At 38.2% G+C, this 19,176-nt stretch carries 12 protein-coding genes, 2 tRNA genes and 1 pseudogene; 6 read left to right on the top strand and 9 right to left on the bottom strand.

Annotated features, from left to right (window positions below):
* From IKL48_00600 to IKL48_00620, 5 genes are all read right to left on the bottom strand, one after another.
* Nucleotides 1–494 (bottom strand): hypothetical protein (locus tag IKL48_00600; GenBank protein ID MBR3603189.1); only part of this gene is annotated, 494 nt, incomplete at its 3' end.
* A gap of 114 nt (nucleotides 495–608) precedes the next feature.
* A complete protein-coding gene (locus IKL48_00605) occupies nucleotides 609–2,819 on the bottom strand; it encodes a hypothetical protein (GenBank protein MBR3603190.1) in 2,211 nt (736 codons plus the stop codon).
* A 14-nt stretch (nucleotides 2,820–2,833) separates the two neighbouring features.
* Nucleotides 2,834–3,865, bottom strand: a complete 1,032-nt coding sequence (locus IKL48_00610; protein ID MBR3603191.1) for a hypothetical protein — start codon at nucleotides 3,863–3,865, stop codon at nucleotides 2,834–2,836.
* Nucleotides 3,866–4,011: 146 nt separating this feature from the next.
* Entirely contained in the window at nucleotides 4,012–5,760 is a 1,749-nt protein-coding gene (gene aspS / locus IKL48_00615; protein ID MBR3603192.1) for an aspartate--tRNA ligase, read from the bottom strand.
* The gene (locus IKL48_00620; protein ID MBR3603193.1) at nucleotides 5,757–6,986 is read right to left on the bottom strand and encodes a histidine--tRNA ligase; all 1,230 of its coding nucleotides are present in this window, start codon (nucleotides 6,984–6,986) and stop codon (nucleotides 5,757–5,759) included. The genes aspS and IKL48_00620 overlap by 4 nt, the downstream gene beginning before the upstream one ends.
* A 95-nt stretch (nucleotides 6,987–7,081) precedes the next feature.
* Here IKL48_00620 and IKL48_00625 point away from each other — a divergent pair, with 95 nt between their 5' ends.
* Both IKL48_00625 and IKL48_00630 read left to right on the top strand, forming a co-directional pair.
* Complete coding sequence (locus IKL48_00625; GenBank protein ID MBR3603194.1) at nucleotides 7,082–8,044, top strand: hypothetical protein; 963 nt, start codon at nucleotides 7,082–7,084, stop codon at nucleotides 8,042–8,044.
* 9 nt (nucleotides 8,045–8,053) lie between these two features.
* Entirely contained in the window at nucleotides 8,054–9,127 is a 1,074-nt protein-coding gene (locus IKL48_00630; protein ID MBR3603195.1) for a glycosyltransferase family 4 protein, read from the top strand.
* Between the two features lie 54 nt (nucleotides 9,128–9,181).
* Here the strand turns inward: IKL48_00630 and IKL48_00635 are convergent, their stop codons facing one another.
* Both IKL48_00635 and IKL48_00640 read right to left on the bottom strand, forming a co-directional pair.
* Nucleotides 9,182–9,772, bottom strand: a complete 591-nt coding sequence (locus IKL48_00635) for a hypothetical protein (GenBank protein ID MBR3603196.1) — start codon at nucleotides 9,770–9,772, stop codon at nucleotides 9,182–9,184.
* A 241-nt stretch (nucleotides 9,773–10,013) separates the two neighbouring features.
* Nucleotides 10,014–10,085: transfer RNA gene (locus IKL48_00640), tRNA-Arg, on the bottom strand.
* Between the two features lie 135 nt (nucleotides 10,086–10,220).
* Between IKL48_00640 and IKL48_00645 the strand changes: the two are divergent.
* The 4 genes and pseudogenes from IKL48_00645 to IKL48_00660 all read left to right on the top strand — a co-directional run bounded on the left by IKL48_00645 (nucleotide 10,221) and on the right by IKL48_00660 (nucleotide 13,846).
* A pseudogene (locus IKL48_00645) lies at nucleotides 10,221–10,343 on the top strand (prepilin-type N-terminal cleavage/methylation domain-containing protein).
* A gap of 469 nt (nucleotides 10,344–10,812) precedes the next feature.
* Nucleotides 10,813–11,562: a transporter gene (locus IKL48_00650; protein MBR3603197.1), complete on the top strand. Its 750-nt coding sequence runs from the start codon at nucleotides 10,813–10,815 to the stop codon at nucleotides 11,560–11,562.
* A 105-nt stretch (nucleotides 11,563–11,667) separates the two neighbouring features.
* Nucleotides 11,668–11,742: transfer RNA gene (locus IKL48_00655), tRNA-Arg, on the top strand.
* A gap of 220 nt (nucleotides 11,743–11,962) precedes the next feature.
* Nucleotides 11,963–13,846 (top strand): AbiA family abortive infection protein, encoded by a 1,884-nt coding sequence (locus tag IKL48_00660; GenBank protein MBR3603198.1) that lies wholly within the window; start codon nucleotides 11,963–11,965, stop codon nucleotides 13,844–13,846.
* Between the two features lie 299 nt (nucleotides 13,847–14,145).
* Here IKL48_00660 and IKL48_00665 read toward each other — a convergent pair whose 3' ends face one another.
* Together IKL48_00665 and IKL48_00670 are read right to left on the bottom strand one after the other, a co-directional pair.
* Nucleotides 14,146–17,187: a DEAD/DEAH box helicase family protein gene (locus IKL48_00665; GenBank protein ID MBR3603199.1), complete on the bottom strand. Its 3,042-nt coding sequence runs from the start codon at nucleotides 17,185–17,187 to the stop codon at nucleotides 14,146–14,148.
* Nucleotides 17,188–17,196: 9 nt separating this feature from the next.
* Nucleotides 17,197–19,167, bottom strand: coding sequence for a site-specific DNA-methyltransferase (locus IKL48_00670; GenBank protein MBR3603200.1), 1,971 nt, complete (start codon nucleotides 19,165–19,167; stop codon nucleotides 17,197–17,199).
* Nucleotides 19,168–19,176 lie beyond the last annotated feature (9 nt).

Below are 19,176 nucleotides of genomic sequence, written 5' to 3' on the forward strand. Positions count from 1 at the left end.
ATATCAAAGGGTGAGGAGCGAAGGTCTTCAAGCAAATTGCTCGTTGTAATATAAGCGCGCTTCTGAGCATAATTGCGCACTGCTTCTTTAGGAGTTTTCGAAAGTTCAATTTCAAAATGCAATTTTGCTAACCAAGAGTAGACAATTACATGATTCTCGGTAAAACGTTCTAAGGCCGTTTCTGTTTTATCATAAATAAACCTACCCAAAGTGCCTCTTGCAGGAACCGGAATATTTTGAATGGAAAAAGGAGGATTACTTCTTTCTTTCCATCTTAAACCTGCCTCACTAGATACTTTATTATAAGCTCGGCTAAACCTCTCGATCCCTTTCGCCCAATCTGAATCCAAAAATCTGTCAATTTTTTTCTGCACAGCCGTCTGCACAGCCGCCTCTATATTGTGCCACCAAGCGCTTAAATCATCAGCGGTCTGTGCATTCGCAAAAACAGGCAACAACAACAAAGATAATACTAACAAGAGTTGTTTTTTCATATTATTCTCCATATTTTGTCACTTCTTAATTATATTATTTCAAATGTTTTATTATATTTCAAGGGCATTTGGGCCTATATGCAGTAGGCCCAAAAGTCATATATTTTTACTACATTATAGTTGTATTGCTCCGTCACTCACTTGCCTATTTTCTAAGTTTTTCACTCTCTCATTATAATTACTGACGGCAACATCCAAAAAACCTTCAATTTCTTCTTGGGTTCTCTTCTGAATATCCTGATATTTTCGGTCCAATTCTTCAGGTGACAAGCCTTTTTCGCGAACAAGACTTAGCAAATCATTTTTCATTAGATTAACTCTCTCTGATACAAATCTGGCTATTACATTCCTATAAGTCTTAGGAAATTGCGTTACTGCTCTTGAGTTAAGAATATCCCTCTTATATTGTCTCATTTGAGATTCGATGTTGCGTTGCATTTCTTGTTGACGCTTTCTTTCTTGTTCAGCCATATATGCTTCATAATTAGCAGCATTTTCTTGAGCAATTCGGGCTACTTGGGCATCATATTGCTCCCGATCAATTAAACCTCTTTTTAACTGCAAAAAATAATTTCTTATCTCCGAATAAGCTTCTTCACCATACATTTTTTTCATTTGGTTTAAGTAAGCCTCGTTCTGTTGTTCAATAGCCTCTTGCTCCCTTTTTTCTTCTTCAGTCAAGGTAAGAGCAATATTTTGCATGGCTTGGTTGGCATTGGAAATAATTTGCTCTTGAAGGGTATAGAACTGCTGGCTTTGATCTAACGGTGTATTTTTGCGCGCAGTCACTAAATCCTCTGTCATTTTGTTGTAAATTACCTGCGCTTTATTTTTCCATTCCTCTCTTTTTTCCGCGCTCAAGGCTGCCATTTCTTCAGAATTTAACACGTGGGCAATAAAATTTTGGTTATTGGTATTTAGTTCCAGTCGGAATTTTTCCAAATCTTCTTCTGACATAGAGCCAGCCATCGTAATATTATTGCCGTCCTTTTGCTGTTCGGCTAACTGTCCGGAAAGATGCTCCAAATTACTCTGCACTACATTGCCTTGCACTTCCTGTAAAGCAACACTTACATTATCATCTTCCAAGTGATTCATTTGGACCATATTCCCCAAACTTACTTGGAACTCACTTTCTATTTTTCTTAAATCGTCTACCGTAGCCTCCGGATTTTGAGCAACTGCCAAAATATCTTCCTTGTATTTGTTTAAAAGAGGCTCTGCTAAGGCGGCTGTCTCTTCCCCGAATTTATCGGTTAAACCTTCCATATATTTAGCCTTATGCTCATCAAGTGCTTGATTAAACATAGACTCAATTTGCGTAAGACGAACCTGTTGCTGAAAGGCAGCTTCGGCAGCGGCTAATGCTTGCTGGCGTTCTTCTTCAGACATACCCGAAGACATAATTTGTCCAACAGAGGCTGCATAAGATTTTGTAGCCTGACGCACTTTATCACCGGCTTGTTTTCCGAAATTCTCCTCCATATTTTGGGCAATGGCATCACCGGCAGCATTAATAATATTCTGCGTGGCTCTGGATATAGGGCTTTCCCTTCTGTTTCCTCCTAATCTCCCCCCTGTACCGCCGGCACCGCCTTTGGCATATTTGGAAATATTTTGCATACGCTTATTATTAGAAGCAGATGCAAGCGCTCTTTGTAAAGAATTAGATAAATTATTTAATAAACGGTCTGTTGTTTTGAGTTGTTGTTGATATTTGGGTTGATTTAAGGCGGGAATCATAGACATAAGTTCTCTATTAATCCCTTTTTGAGCGGGTGTTTGAGCCACTATAGCAGGCTTTTGGGCTTCTGTCGCGGCAGAAGTTGCCACTGGTGTTTGTGCTTTTTGTGAGACCACTGCATTTGCAGGTGCTTGGGCGGCTTGCTCCGCTGCCGGAGCACCCGTAGCAGCAGGAGCAACAGATGCTGCCGCCGCCGCAACATCCTCAGCCACAGGCACCGCACCTTCTACGGTGGCGGTAGAAGGCTTCACCGGTCCGGCTACAGTGTTGGTGGACGGCCGTTTATGAGCGGAACGAGAAAAATCTTTCATACCATCGGAAAAATCAGCAAAACGGGATTTTCTACTGTTTTTATTAGAAACACGGGCTTTAGGACGGTAGGGATGCTCGTCTAACATGCTGGTAGCATCAATTTCCCCATTTTCTACAGTAGGCATATTGGCATAAGAACCAAACAAAGAACGAACCTTTTTGTTAGGTTTTTTTGATTTTTCATTGGAAGAAGCATACCATACAGCTGAGGCAGTAATCAGCGTAAGTGGCAATAAAATCCCACAGATAATTTTATTTTTTTTATTCATAATTTATTCCATGTTTAAATATTTTTTTTATCTTCAGAATCAATTGTTTCCAAATTCCATTTTTTCTGCAACTCCAATATTCTTTGACGATATGAAGTATTTAAATTTTCCAAAATTTGTTTCTTTTGACTCAACCGACTGTTTTGGCGCAAGGTATCTCCCGTTTCGTCTAAGATTTCGTTAAATATCTTGCGCGTTTGCAAAACGGCTTCTTTCCCGTACAAAGATTCAACATAACTTTCTAAATTTTGATGTATTGTAATCATTTCCGCACGCAAAGAAGTAATTTTTTCTTCTTCTATACTGGCCAAAGGATCGGCATGAGTGGCATTGATATCTTGCAGTTGTGTTTGGGCCTGCTGCACAATTTCGGTAATTTTTTGTTGTAAACTTTCCTGATTTGAGGCACTGGCCATCGCATAGACATAATCTTGCACTGCCTTTTCAAACACCGGTTTCATTAACTCTGCAGATTCGGCCCCATATTCCTGAGCAATTTGCGCCACATACTGCTCTGTTTGATAAGACAAATAAGCCTTAGCATTATCGAGCAATCCCTGATCAGGTGTTAAACGTTCCACTGATTTTTGAAGTTCAATAAAATCTTTAAATTCTTTTTCTTGCGTCGCAAGCACTTGATTTAACTTTTCAGAAATCTCAGTCGTTGTAGAAGCATCGCTAATAGCCTGTTGGGATTGCAATATATTCTTGGAGATTAATTCAGACAGTTGCTCTGAAATCTTTTGTTTATGCGTTTCTAACAGGCGTGTTTCCAAAGTCAATTTATTCTTCTCAAAAAGATGGGTCAAAAAATCTAATTTGATTTCCTGTTTGGTATTACTCAATACTGAGATATCCACAATATTTTCTACAGGCAGTTCTTTTTTTCTATCTTCTGCTAAACGAGAAGCATCTTTGGCCTTTTGGACATATCTTTCAATATTGGCTTTACGAGGAAACTTGGCCTTACTTTCTTCGGCCGGTCGTTGACAAGAGACTAAAACAGCACAACAAACACCACACACAAGCAAAATACTTTTATGCATAAAATTCTCCGGAAAGGGTTTTCTATATTATGGCTTAAATTTCCTTAACGTTCAAGAGGCATTTCGTCCTAGATACTATGGTATAAAAGACCTAGAAAAATATAGGTCTTAACAAAACCCCCGCTCCTAAGAACGGGGGTTTTAAATTATTCTTTGCTAAGTTCAATAGCCAAGTCTTTGAGTTGTTGCTCATCAACCACATTGGGCGATTGCGTTAACGGGCAAAACGCTTGTGTGGTTTTGGGGAAGGCAATAACTTCACGAATGGAATCTTCCCCGCATAACAAGGCCGTCACGCGGTCCAATCCGATACCAATACCGCCATGCGGAGGCGCACCGTATTGCAACGCATTTAAGAGCATGCCAAAGCGACGGGCTGCTTCTTCTTTGGGGTGTTTCATCAAAGCCAAGATACGTTCTTGCACGTCGCGACGGCAGTTGCGCACAGAGCCGGAGGCTAATTCATTTCCGTTAAGTACCATATCAAACTGATAGGACCGTACGGAAGCAGGATCCGTCTCCAATTTATCTAAGTCTTCTTCATGCGGAGCCGTAAATGGGTTGTGCGCGGCGTCCCAGCGGTCTTCTTCGGGAATATATTCCAAAAGTGGGAAATCGGTAATCCAAGCAAAAGCCCAATCTGTTTGCGGCTTTTCATTCTTGACCAATTCCTTACGCAAAGCACCCATAAAGTTTTGGCAAGTGCGCAGATTTGCATCACTACCGACAAAAATAATATCTCCGTCTTGAGCCGCAACAGCCGTTTGCAAAGAGGCCAACTCCTGTTCGGTAAAAAACTTAGCCGTCGGACTTTCAATTTTTCCCTCTTTTACTTTCAGCCATACCAACCCTTTAGCACCGTTCTTTTTTACCAAATCGGTCAATTTATCAATTTGACCTCTAGAAAGCGTGGCACCGGCTTTTCCGAGTACGGCATAAATAGCACCTTTGGCTGCCAAAACATCTGCAAATACCTTAAAACCCGTTTGGGCAAAGATATCCGATACATTTTTAATTTGCAGACTATAGCGCAAATCCGGCTTATCAGAACCATACAAATCCATAGCGGTATGGAAAGGAATTTTCGGGAAAGGAACGGCTAATTCTTTACCGGCGGTTTTGAAAATTTCTTTCATGAGTCCTTCCACAATTTCATGAATATCATCAATCGTCACGAAAGACATTTCCATATCAATTTGCGTATGTTCAGGTTGGCGGTCTGCACGCAAGTCTTCATCGCGGAAACAACGCGCCAATTGGAAATAACGGTCCACACCGCTGGCCATCAAGGTTTGTTTGAACATTTGCGGGCTCTGCGGCAAGGCATAAAACTGACCATGATGCACACGAGAAGGCACCAAATAATCGCGTGCTCCTTCCGGAGTAGAGCGCGTAAGCACCGGTGTTTCTACCTCCAAAAACCCTTGTCCGTCTAAATAACGGCGGGCGGCTTGAGAAATTTTATGACGCATCACCAAATTACGCACCATAACGGGATTTCTCAAATCCAAGTAGCGGTATTTCATACGGGTTTCTTCGCTGGCTTCGCGGGATTTTTCCACATCAAAAGGCAAAGGAACAGAGGTATTTAAAAGTTTTAAATTTTCTACGCTTACTTCCACTTCACCGGTGGGGATATTTTTGTTTTCAGCGCCATCAATGCGGCGTTTGATTTCGCCTGTCACTTCCACCACATATTCATTACGCAGGGTAGAAGCCAATTCAAAAAACGGGCTTTCCGGGCCTACTACAATTTGCACTAAACCGCTACGGTCGCGCAAATCTAAAAACAAAACCCCTCCATGATTGCGGTAGCTGTTAATCCAACCGCAAAAAGTGTGCTTCGTACCGATATGAGCGGCATTCACTTCACCGCAATAAGTTGTTCTTTTCATATAAGTTTCTTAACCTCTTGCACAATGTCAGCTAAGGAGATTTGTTTTTGCTCTCCTGAGTTTAAATCTTTAAAAGTCACTTCTTGTTTGGCCAACTCATCTTCGCCTAAAATCAGGGCATAGGCAGCACCGCAACGGTTGGCCTGTTTCATTTGACCTTTGGCATTTTTATCAAACAAACCGCCTTCCGTACGCACACCCGCTGCACGCAAATCTTGCATCAGATTAAAAGCGGTTTCATTGCATTCTTTTCCCAAAGAAACCACATACACACTGCTTTCTTTGGCAGCGGGCACTTCTCCGCGTGAAGCAATCACGCGCTCCACACCCATAGCCCAACCGACCGCCGGTGTGGCAGGGCCACCCATGCTTTTAACCAATCCGTCATAACGGCCGCCGGCAGCGATGGCGTTTTGGGAGGTATCCCCCGCTTGAAATTCAAATACGGTGCGGCTGTAATAGTCCAAACCGCGCACCAACATCGGGTCCACAATAAAATCTATTTTACCCTTCAAAAGACGTTGCACTTCGTCAAAATGTTGCTGACATTCATCACAAAGTTGCATCGTGGGCACTTTGCCCGCAAAGCGTTGTCCATCTACTTTGCAATCCAATACACGCAAAGGATTTTTTTCTAATCTGGTTTGACAATTTTGACACAGGGTGTCTTTTTCCTTAGATAAGAAATCAATTAAAGCCTGTCTATACAAAGGGCGGCATTTTTCGCAACCCAAACTGTTAATTTTAACGGAATAATTTTTTGCCCCGAAGGAAGAAACGATATCTTTGAGCATTAAAATCATTTCCGCATCGGCTGCAGGAGCGGAATTACCGATAGACTCTGCCCCGATTTGCTCAAATTCGCGATATCTGCCCGCCTGAGGACGCTCCGCTCGGAACATATTACCGATATAATAAAACTTTTGGACAGGAGCCGCTTGCGTAAAATTATTCTCCAAATAAGCACGCACCACACCCGGTGTTCCTTCCGGACGAATGGCTATTTGACGGTGACCGGCATCTTCAAAAGCATACATTTCTTTTTGCACGATATCCGTCGTTTCACCGGTGGATTTAACGAATAATTCTTTTTGCTCCACGGTGGGAAGCCGAAGTTCGCCAAATCCATAACGGCGCAAAACACCGCGTGCGCAATTCTCCAGCTCAGTAAATAAATTAGATTGGGGCTCAAAAATGTCCCGAAAACCTCTGATTAATTTGCTCATACATAGTTATTTTAGCATTTTACGCAGGGATTGGCTAAATACAAAAACACAAGGAATATGTTATGATGTGAATATATTAATAATAAGGAACAAAAATGAGCAATAAAATTTCTATTTGTTTTGCCACCGATAACGGCTATGCTCCCTATATGGGAATGGCTATTTTATCCATCTTAACCAATGCCGGAAAAGAAGAAAACTTCCACTTCTACGTATTAGATAATAAAATTTCAAATGAAAATAAGAAAAAAGTAGAATCTTTAAAGAAGATTCGTCCTTTTGAAATGACTTGGTTGCCACTTAATGAAGAACTGTTTAAAGATTGTGATGTAAAAAGGTCTAATTGGACTTTATCTATTTTCGGGCGTTATCTGATACCGCAACTCATTGCAGACGATAAGGTGCTTTATTTAGATTGTGACATTTTGGTAAGAGGAAGTTTGCTTGCTTTGTGGCAAACAAACATTGAAGATTATTATTTAGCCGGCGTACCTGATTATAATGTCATGTACAGAGGAAAAATTGACACGCGCTTTGCGGGGCAATTAAATGCCAAAGAATATGTCAATTCAGGTGTATTGCTAATTAATAACAAAAAATGGCGCGAAGAAAATTTGTTTAAAACATTGTTAGATTACTCTATTCAAAATGCTGCCTTGCTACAATGGCCGGATCAAGACGCTATCAACTATATTTGTCGCGGAAAAAAGAAATTGGTTTCCCCCCGTTGGAATTGCATGGGATATTTTTATAAGCCGGATTTATTTTTGCAAGCACCGGATTTTGATTTTATTTTAAAAGAAAGAGATGCTGCCGTTATCCGTCATTTTCACCCGTGGGAAAAAAATATGTTTGTCCCGAATCGCAGTGAATATATAGAACTGATGAAAGGTAGTCCGTGGGCTGATTTGGTGCCGCAAGATGATTCAGAAACGATAGCCTTTTGGAAAAAATTCTTCATTTATATTTGGCGTCATCCTTTCTGTTTCTTTCTTCCCAAATTTTACCAACGTTGGTATTATAGAGGGACCAAATGTCTGTTTATGGATTGGGCTTAGTGACAAATCATGAATTTATTACACTTTGTATATGCTAAAGTATGGGGCGGTGGTGAACAATATGTTTATTCCCTCTGCAAAGAGGAAGTAAAACGCGGACATCAAAATTTTATCATCATTGACCCCAAACAAAAACAAATGATAGAGAAGTTTACCCAAGTAGCTACGGTGTTGCCCGTTTCACTGCAAAAACTCTATAAATTTATCTCTATCAAAAAGATTCTTGGTATTATTGATAAATACAATATAGACATTTTAAACTGCCATAGCGGTACGATGGCACCGATATCTGCCACCGTTAAGATGTTGCGCCCCTCTATAAAATTAGTCATTTACAAACATAATGCCTCTAAAAATCACCGAGACCTTTATCATCGTTGGATACAAAAGAAAGCCGATGCTTTTGTATGCGTATCCAAATTGGTACAGCAATTGCAAACGCAAACAGCTTGTCCCAAATACGCGAATAAATTTCATTTAATTTACAACGGGATAGACACGCAGCGGTTTATCCAAAGGGCCAGAGTCTTACCCACCGGTACACTAAAAATCGGTTATGCGGGAAGAATCGTAGAAAATAAAGGGCTATTGGTCTTGCTGGAGGCCGTTAAAATTCTGCGGGAGAAATATCAATTGCCTTGCAGTTTGTCGATAGCGGCCAGCTCACAGTCCGACTTTAAGGAGAAATGCCAAGAATTTGTAAATCAAAACAAACTAAATGATGTTTATCATTTTTTGCCAAATGTAAAGGATATGGGGCAGTTCTATGACAATATAGATGTTTTTGTTTTACCGTCTTTGATACCGGAAGCCTTTGGTTTAGTACTGTGCGAAGCCATGTACAGCGCTTTGCCGGTCGTCTCTAGCAATAACGGTGCGCAACGAGAAATTATAGAAAACGGTGTAAATGGTATTTTACTACCGCCTAATGATGCTGTTGCCATTGCCAAAAGTATCAAAGAATTATCTCGCGATGCAGAAAAGTATCAACAAATTAGTTTAGCCGCCTGTAAACGAGTAGAGGAAAAGTTTACATTAAAAGTAATGGTTAATCAATTAAATCAGTTATTTTCTTCTCTTTAAAATCCAAAAATCCCTAGTCAGTTTGACTAGGGATTTTAAATGTTAAATCAGTGGTTATTTCATTGCAGCCTTTATAAGTTTTGTGGAAAAAAGTGAAATATCGCGCTTAGTGCAATTTACCGTCATAGCCAAGTAGTCATTTAAATAAATATAAAAGATAATCTCTCCAGCGATGGGATATTCGTCCGCCTCACAGAGCATCGTTTCAGGGAAGATACCGTTTAATGCTCCTTTAAACACGTCCATATCCTCATCCGATAAGCGTGTTAAATCATTCCCTGACGCTATAAAATAGTTAGCAAAAGGGGAATTTGCATTGATGGCATTGTCCAGCTCATTGTATTTAGCCAATAAGGCCTGCCGCTTTTTATAAGCCACCCCTAGTAGCTCCTCTCGATGTTTCGATTCTTTCAGCGATAAAATAAGATGCTCATATCCAAAAAATCGCAAAATATTTTCTCTGACCGCTCTTTTACAAAGGGTTAAGTAGTCTTGAATTGAGCCGGAAAATGGCACTTTATATTTTTTTTCTGCCGCCTTAATTTCAGGGATTAAACTTTTTTGAGCACCTGCGTGCAAAGACTCAGCCCCAAAAGCAAATACAGCCACACATACAAACAAAAAACTTAATAAAATTTTTTTCATAGATTCCTCTGTTTCTGTATATTAACCTCTGATATATTTTCGTAAAAAAAAAGAGATAAAAAAAGGGTCTTTAGACCTATTCATAAACAAAAAAAGACCCATATTTAAATAGGTCTCTAAAAACAGGAAGGTTTGGTCTTTCTTCTATAAAAAGGTCTTTTGCCTGGATTTCTATCTTATATTCGGTACGGAAGCGACATAAAAAGGCAGTAAATTTGCCCGTAATCAGACGGTAAGAACATGCGCTCGGCGGGAGTCGAACCCACATTTCCAGCTTCGGAGGCTGACGCTCTATCCATTGAACTACGAGCGCGCTACGACGAAAATCAATAATATTATTATATCAAACTATCCGCATACTGACAAAATTTACCTTTTTAATTTAATTTACTCCTTGAAACTATATAGAATAAAAGTTATACTTAAAAGTGACGTAAGGAGGATAATTATGAATAAAAAAGGTTTCACCTTAATTGAGTTGTTAGTAGTTGTGTTAATTATCGGCATTTTGTCTGCTGTAGCGTTGCCGCAGTATCAAAAAACGGTACTTAAAAGTCGTACGGCGGAGGCCTGGACTAACTTAAGTGCTTTAAACAAGGCTGTACAAGCTTATTGTTTAGAAAATCCATCTGAAAGTGGAACATATTCTTCTTATAAAGATAGTTTTCCTATTCAGGTTGATAACACCGGCAATTTTTCTTATGGAGGAGATTTTGTCTGCTCTTACAGCGATCCGGTAATAGGGATCACCGCCAGCTACGCAAGATCTGGTAGTGATTTCGTTTTAGGAATCAGTGATAGCGGTAAACGTTTATGCAGCGGTTCCGGTTGTGCAGATATCGGCTTTGTCAAAACGGGTGGAGTTTCTTGTCACTGTGGCATGAGTTGCGGTGCCTGCTACTACATGGATTAATAATCAGTTAAATCCCTTAAAACCCCAACATAATGTTGGGGTTTTTTATGTAAAAATTTTTCCGAAAATCAAAATCTAATTTGTTATACTAAAGCCAGCAGGATATTTGTTGGAAAAAGGAGCCTATATGAAAAAGATTATTTTTTCCTTAGTTTTAGCCGCGTTATTGCCAAACGTAGCTTCTGCTCATCTTCAAAGATTTTATGTACCCGGTTTGGCCCCCAGCCAAAATGTCACCTCTTTGGAATTAACCCCCGCCACCACCGTCATAGATGAAAGTGCTAATCTATCGGTGGATTTTATTACCGCCAAAGCCTACTACGCGTTTAACCCCAATTATAATATGGGGATAGAAGTGCCATTGTCCAGGTGGGTATCAGCCGAAGATTCTGTCAAAGGATTAGGAGATATTTTATTATCTGCGCAGGCTGTGCAAACGGGCAATAAAATTGATTTTGGATTTAAAATGGAAACCATACTTCCCACCGCAACAGACAAAGTGTTAGGCAGCGGAAAATGGCAGATTTCCCCCTCCGTCTTTGCCGTTTATCCTGTAAAGCAAAGTTTCTTTGCCGCCTTAGGATACAAACACTATTATTCTTTAATTGGAGAACACAACCGCGCCGATATCAATTACGGCCGTTTGCGTCTTTTACTAACTTATATGAACCCTGATTTATGGTGGATTACCTTTGACCCGCAATATTATATCGATTATGAAAACAAAGGCAAAGCAGAACTTTTCTTGGAAAGTGAATTTGGTATAATGATTAATCAGGGCACGTCCCTTTATATTAAACCCGGCTTTCACGTGGGCGGAAATTGGCAAAGTAAAGACTGGAGTTTAAACATCGGCTTTAAAATATTATATTTATAAAAATTTATTTTATCGTCGTAAAAAATAATTTTTTTGTAAAACTTATTTAAAAATGATACAATAATTGAGTAGTAAGAAATCAGGTTGTTAAAAACTCCGATTTAAGCGCCCATAGCTCAATGGATAGAGTGTCAGCCTGCGGAGCTGAAGATACAAGTTCGATTCCTGTTGGGCGCACCATTTAAATAGTCTTAAATAGAGTTTAATAAACTTTAATTTACGACGATAAAAATTGGAAGAGACCTCCCAAACAAGCGGAGGTCTTTTTTTAATGCAGTTTAATGAAATTTAACCAAAATGAATACAAAATGGACACTTTTTGGACACTTTAGTTTTAATTAGTAAAATATCATTAATATCCTGCATATATTTTTATGATTTGACAGAATTTATATCCTTTATGACGAGTCCATTGATTGGTATTACGTATGAAATCTGGCATTCTATGTGTCAGATGTATTCAAAAATTGAGAAAAAATACTATAAAGCCTACATACAATGGTTTCCTTTCAGTCTTCTTAATGACGATGACTGGCTATTTTTATCTAGTCCACAGTTTTTCAAAACTTATATTCAAAATGGTGCTTTTGTTTTCTTTCCTCAATTAATGTACCAATCGGAAAACTATCTCTCCAAATCAGATGGAAGTTTTCGGGATGCTTCATTAATATCGCCCATACTTTATTTAATATTACAGTCTATGGGGAAAGTAATTGCTAATAATTATATTCCTCAACGCCCATCAGAAATTTCAGTATACTACGCGGGAAATTATCAATTCAATAGAGCATACTATAAAAAAGATTATGATGATTTTTACAAAGAAATTAACGCGGCTAGTCTGGATTATCAATATTTCATTAAAACAGATATTTCAAATTTCTTTGCCACTATAGATTTAGATTTGTTGATAAGGAGAATTAATGATAGATGTAATGGCAAAAATGTAATTTTTTCCCAAACGCAACTTCTTATATACAAAGAATTTCTAAACTATTGTGGTAACGGTAGATTCCCCCTAATAGAAAATAGTGCGGCCTCTTCTTATTTATCTACCATCATTTATTTAGACCTTGTAGACTATAAGATATACAAATATATCTCTGAGAAGATTAATTGCTTTTCTCATTTTAGGATGTTTCGTTATGTTGACGATTTATACATATTATTTTCTAGCAATAGCACCCAACAGCAAATTCTCTCCGCAGTAAACGAAATTCGAAATGAGTACTCTTCTATTTTAAAAGAATTTAGACTTACTCTAAACACAAAAAAATTTTGCTTCAAACCAACTAGTAATATAAATGAAGAAATAAAAAAGTCGTTGTATGACGAATATATTAATGGAGTAGATTTTCCCATTGAAGAAATACTGCAACCATCTCTAGAAAATTTTTTAGACCGCTTGCTGCCTCTTATAACTGCTGGGAATTTAGATGTAGAAAAATATAATCAATGTATTTTGGATTCTTTTTCTGAACCTGAACTAGAATATGCGCCTAACGAAATATTCAACTATTGTATTTATAGGCTCAATTCATCTCTACAAAATCAAGTTGTTATACAAAAAATTAGAAATATCTTATCCTATGACATTTCATTCATTACATTAGACCCCAAACGTCTATCAGTAATGATTATGAAAACAAAAGATGAAGCAGCAATTAAGGCTCTTTTAAATCACTTATTTACCAAAAATAAGGATGATACTTGGAATAGGTATCATACAATCATTGCTGTTGTATATTTTATTCAAAGTTTTTTTCGACATATCGACTTATTAAAAATAATACATATTCGATGTCCAGAATTATATGCCTTTTATGAAGCAAATTGCAGACAAAATTTTTTTAAAATATTAGAAAATAAACCAAATTTATATTATGCGTTGCTTTTTAATGATTTCAAATCTTGCCTGTTTTACTTTATGTATTTAGCAGAACTCAAAAGACATAATATAATCATAGCATTTGCTTATTTTAAAAATTTTTTTGACAGAATAACTGCCATTTTAGCCTTTAAAAGTGGCAAAGACAAGAGAAAAGGTAAACGCCCTCATTTCAAGACATATTATCAAGAAGATGCTACCAAATCTGTCTATAATGAGATAGACGGAAGTCAGGATGTCATTGAAAAGGCTTGGAAGTTGAGACACTCAAATCCGTTGTCTCACTCCTCAGCAGAGTTATGGGATAATGATTCCAATCAGATGGGAATATTAACAATTATTAGAGCACTAAAACAATTAATTAATACATTCATACAAAAAACTCCAATTAAATAATCTGCCATCTAAAATATCGTTAAGTAGTAGCGACTACTAGTGGCTATGTTCCACTTGCCAAAAAGACGGAAAATAGGCGAAAGTATGCCGAAGGAGATTATCAGATAAGAAAAATAAAAATCTAACTTTAAGAAAAAAGCCCTAGTTGGAAAAATTTTTCAGAAATTTTACTCAAAAAGCCCCTATTAAAATTTTTTTCAGATTTTTAGGGGCTTTTTTTATATATGTATATGATTTGCTTTGCGAATGGGGAAAATACTTTCCCCGACACGTTTTTGTCGGGGAATTGAGTAATTTATTTATTTCATCACTTTTTGTAGTAGATTTTCATAAGTATCTACCACATCGTATTGTACTGCCTGGGTACTGATGGCCCTAAAGTGTTCTCTAGCACAGGCAATTTTGGCCGATTCTGCTTCACGTAGTTCTAAAGAATCCATCGTTCCCTTCGTTTCAGCTACAAAGAAAATATGTTTTACTTGGCCTTCGTGGAAAGCAATAGCCCAATCAGGGTTATAATCACCCACAGGCGTGGAGATTTTAAATCCGCTAGGTAATTTAACATAAACGGCTACTTCCTCGCTGTTATCCAGTTTTTCGGCGAAGTTCTTTTCTTTGTCTGAATCATAGCGCAAATAGTTATATAAATGATTTTTTACCTCTACAGCATTTACGCCTAATTGTCCTTTAATTGTATTTTCGGTAAAAATACTGGTATTATAGGAATCCTCTAATTTATTGTAGGCTATATGTTCTATAATAGCGGTAGCCTTCTCATCGTTAATAAGTTTGACTGTTTTAAGAATAAAATCTTCAGGATTGAATTTAAACTGGTCAAATTGTGTTTTATCTATTCCTTTAAGGATTTCCACCACTGCAGAACGGGTTAAACCTGTTCCTTCCACTATTTTGCCCACTAAATCATACTTGATATTTTTATTAACGGTGACTTCGGCAGACAATGTGCGTCCGCCTTCATTGCGCGTAAATGCCTCTCCTTTTTCTAATTGTTCTTTAGACTCAATACTATCCATCTTCCCTTTTTCTATTTGAAAGACGATTTTATTAATTTGTAGTTTTGTATTGATGGCATTGATGGCTTTTTTAATTAGTTCATCCGTTTTAAAATCCACTATATAGATAGATTTTGCATTAATTTTTTGCCATAACATTTGAAATTCTTTACTGGCTAATTTATCTTGATTAACAGAGAGTTCCACATTGTTAGCACGGGCATTATCAATTTTTAGTTTGCCAGTGGTTAAGCGGTCCAGTAAAGCCACTAAATCTGTTTGATACGGCATAATTTCATCAGGAAGGGTTAAGGTTCCTGTTTGTTTGTCTTGATAAAATTCAGGAGTTAATGCGCCTTTTTTAAGGTATCCTTCCCCAATCAATCCTTCTACTATATCATCTGCCAGATTTTCGTCAATTTTGCGTTCTTCTCCTTGAGTATTTCTTAAGATAAGCCCAATGAAAGATTCTGCCTTCAGTTTAGTGATGCGATGCTTAGAGTCTTCTGCTAATTCCTGCTGTAACCCTTGAGCAAAGGATTCATAACTTTCGTTTGCAATAACAGTTAGCACATTGATATTGTGCACTTCTGCTCCAATAGCATTTTCATCCTGTCTTTCTCCGTTCTTGTTAACGGACAAACGTAACCCACGGCCTACTTCTTGACGTTTACGTATTTCAGCACTACTTTCTTTAAGCGTACAGATTTGGAATACGTTCGGGTTGTCCCACCCTTCACGTAGAGCGGAGTGACTAAAGATAAACCGCACCTTAGATTTAGCATCTTTGGTAGATAGAGAAAGTAAGGATTCTTTGTCCTTCATAATCAGGTCATACGCATCCACGTCATCGGAGGTTCCTTCTTTTTTATTAGCAATCTTACTCGCTACCATACGTCCCTTTTTATCAATAGAAAAATATCCCGCGTGCGTGGCCTGTGAAGTAATGCTCTCTAAATACGCTTTGTAAGATTCATTTAGGAATAAATCCGCCTTAATTTGGTTTAAAACGTTGTTATATTCCTCTTCAAAAATTTGGGCATATTCTCCGTTGGCTTGATTGCCGTTCTCATCATACTGGCGGTATTTGGCCACTTCGTCAATAAAGAACAAAGACAACACTTTTATTCCTTTCTCATAGAGTTCTTTTTCTTTATTTAGGTGGGCCAAAATAGTTTCGCGTATTTGAATACGGCGTAGTTGCCCTTCGGCTACTTTACCCATTACATCCCCTACGTATAACCGTTTGCCGTTTGTAAATTCCAAAGAGTTATCCCGTGCATCTATACTGGCCACTACATAACCCGTTTTGTATTCAGGCAATTCATTGGATAAATCATACAGGTTATCCCCTTGTTTGACGGCACGAATCACAGGACGAATAGAAGTTTTACCTTTTACTTCAAATTCTAACGTAGCCGTGGGGTATTTATCTTTAAAAATATTGATGGCCGATAAATATAAATAACCATCTGTACCCGTACTGCCACTCGCAGTAACCCCTACTACTTCAATCTTTTTGACTAATTTTTTGTTATAAGCATCAATAGCATCTAACCGATAGACCACGTTGTATTCTTTTTTAGGAGTGGCCGAGTAGCGAAGGGTTAGTAACGGCTTAAACTTTTTCAAATTTTCACTTGTTGCTTCACCTTCTACTGATTGCGGTTCGTCAATAATTAAAACAGGGTTTGTGGCAGCAATCACTTCTATAGGACGGCGGTATTTGAACTCTTCTAATTCCATTGTAATACGGCGGGCATCTTTTCCACGTGCATTAAACGCTTGGGAGTTGATAATCATTACGTTAATACCACTATCCATAGCAAATTGTTCCAGGTCGGTTAGACGGGCGGAATTGTAGATGAAAAACTTAATTTTCTTGCCGTATTCTTCAGCAAAATGGTCTTGGGTAATTTGGAATGACTTATATACCCCTTCACGGATAGCCACAGAAGGGACAACTACAATAAATTTGCTCCATCCATAACGTTTATTTAACTCGTAAATGGTTTTGATATACGTGTAGGTCTTACCTGTCCCCGTTTCCATTTCTACGGTTAAATTATACTTCCCTTCCAGGGAGTCTGATAAGCGGATTTGGTTGCGTTTTTGAACTTCGTGCAAGTTTTTAAGCACGTCTTGCTCTACGGCAGGTAATAAACGTTGATTATTAAAGCCCGTTTGTTCAATATCAAACTGTCCTGCGGCTACGCGCCCCATATCTACCAAGTAGGAAGATTGCAAATAGGGTTGCCCTGCAAATACATCACAGACGGCAAGGGAGGCATCTTCTTGAAATTTTTGATGTTTAAATTGCAATTTCATAGAAAACCCCTAAATTACTTTAACTTTGGTATCAGGAGAAAGCAATTTGAAGAGTTCCCCTACGTTAATCTTGGCAGGGCTGTCCGTAAATCCTGCATCACGGAATACCACCCGCAACGGCTTTTTGGCGGCAATGTGGCGGATAATATCTTCGGTGACATTTTCATCAAAACAAGCCACTAAATCCCCATTATTAACCGTATGGATAGTATAAGAACCCACTTTTTCAGAAGTGTGCGGGTAAGATAACGGCAAGCCCCACTCTAACATACAACCATAAAGCAAGTCCATATCGTTGCGGTCTTCTTTGATGTTACTGGTCATTTGAGACAGTAAATCTTGTGTGTAGTCGGCAGGGTTATAATAAACATCTTTCATATTGCTGCCTGCCAGTTTAAACACACGGAAACCACCGTCAAAATTGGATTCTGGATGTTCCTCTTTAATTTGTTTAGCGGCCCGTCGGATACGTTCTTTACCGATTTCACAAATATTCTTATATCCTGCTTTGTATGCTTCGCTTGTTTTATCACACTCTTCGGGCAGTTGTACCATAATAAATTTACGATTACCACCATCTTCTGCGTTGAGTCTCATAACAGCGTGGGCAGTTGTGGCAGAACCAGAGAAGAAGTCCAAAAATATTCCTTTGGAATCGTTTAACATTTTGGTTAATTGTTTAATAAGGCGAACTGGTTTTTTACCATTTTTGTATGCAATGCCTCCTTCTTTGGAAACATTACCCATATCAATATAAAACCCGCTCCACCAATCTCCACGAATTTTACGAAGACCATCTTCTTGATAATAGCCGTCAGTTATACCCCACGAATCTTTCAAGCGTAGCAACTGCCGCATATTCCCTTTGGAGTCTAAGGTTAGGAGATACTTTTTCCCTTTTCTATCTATTTCTTTCCAATATCCCTGTCTTAATTCTGTTATATCTTCACAATCAGGAGATTTATCAGAGCGGACAATTTCGGCGAGATGAGAGCGGACAATTTCGGCGAACTCTTCACTTTTTTTGTATGCTTCTGCTAATTTTAGAGGTTTTTTATTATTACAATCTTTTGGAAACCGATAATCATACAACTCACTTAATTGCCCAATTTCTCCATTTGATTTTAAGAATAAACTATAGTGTTCATCATATTCTGGTCTTAAGTCATAAAGTGGGCACTTTGCAATATCTTGGTGGCCATCTTTAGAATAACATAAGATATACTCTGCATTTTTGACAATATTTCCATCCTGGGCGGCTTTCACTTTCATCCCTTGTGTTGTACTCATTTGACAATGAATTGTTGTAACAAAATTCTCTTCTCCAAACACTTCATCACATATTTTTCTTAAATTTTCAACTTCATTATCGTCAATAGAAATAAAAATCACGCCATCGTCAGTTAACAAGTTGCGAGCAAGTTTTAAGCGCGGATACATCATAGAACACCAATCACTATGAAAACGCCCATTAGAATCGGTATTTTTGACGAGTCTATTTCCTTCTTCATCTATTCGTTCGCCCGATTCTTCATACTCTTCCTGGGACATTGCAAAATCATCTCTGTAAATAAAATCATTCCCCGTGTTATAGGGCGGGTCAATGTAAATCATTTTTACTTTGCCTAAATAACTTTCTTGTAAGAGTTTAAGCACATCTAAATTGTCGCCTTCAATATAAAGGTTTTGGGTAGTATCCCAATTTACACTGTCTTCTTTGCAAGGGCGGAGCGTTTTGCGAATTGGTGTGGCGGCTTCCAAGATGGCCTGTTTTTTACCTACCCACGTAAAATCGTAGGTTTCACGGTTATCTATGGCAGAATCAGATAAAATTTGCCTAAGTTTATCAAAATCTATGGCTTTTTTAAGTGTGCCATTATCATCTTTGGCTTCGGTTAGCACTTCAGGGAATAGTTGCCCAATTTTAGCAATGTTTTCCTGTGTTAAATCTTTGGTTTCAAATTTCATCTTCTCCGTCATAAATCCTCC

The sequence above is a fragment of the Elusimicrobiaceae bacterium genome, assembly GCA_017520185.1.
In the GTDB taxonomy this organism is placed as follows: Bacteria; Elusimicrobiota; Elusimicrobia; order Elusimicrobiales; family Elusimicrobiaceae; genus Avelusimicrobium.

Bases quoted from the DNA above. Each gene is read 5' to 3' on its own strand.
- IKL48_00605 (MBR3603190.1), bottom strand. From the start codon at position 2,819: ATGAATAAAAAAAATAAAATTATCTGTGGGATTTTATTGCCACTTACG.
- IKL48_00610 (MBR3603191.1), bottom strand. From the start codon at position 3,865: ATGCATAAAAGTATTTTGCTTGTGTGTGGTGTTTGTTGTGCTGTTTTA.
- aspS (MBR3603192.1), bottom strand. From the start codon at position 5,760: ATGAAAAGAACAACTTATTGCGGTGAAGTGAATGCCGCTCATATCGGT.
- IKL48_00620 (MBR3603193.1), bottom strand. From the start codon at position 6,986: ATGAGCAAATTAATCAGAGGTTTTCGGGACATTTTTGAGCCCCAATCT.
- IKL48_00625 (MBR3603194.1), top strand. From the start codon at position 7,082: ATGAGCAATAAAATTTCTATTTGTTTTGCCACCGATAACGGCTATGCT.
- IKL48_00630 (MBR3603195.1), top strand. From the start codon at position 8,054: ATGAATTTATTACACTTTGTATATGCTAAAGTATGGGGCGGTGGTGAA.
- IKL48_00635 (MBR3603196.1), bottom strand. From the start codon at position 9,772: ATGAAAAAAATTTTATTAAGTTTTTTGTTTGTATGTGTGGCTGTATTT.
- IKL48_00650 (MBR3603197.1), top strand. From the start codon at position 10,813: ATGAAAAAGATTATTTTTTCCTTAGTTTTAGCCGCGTTATTGCCAAAC.
- IKL48_00660 (MBR3603198.1), top strand. From the start codon at position 11,963: ATGACGAGTCCATTGATTGGTATTACGTATGAAATCTGGCATTCTATG.
- IKL48_00665 (MBR3603199.1), bottom strand. From the start codon at position 17,187: ATGAAATTGCAATTTAAACATCAAAAATTTCAAGAAGATGCCTCCCTT.
- IKL48_00670 (MBR3603200.1), bottom strand. From the start codon at position 19,167: ATGACGGAGAAGATGAAATTTGAAACCAAAGATTTAACACAGGAAAAC.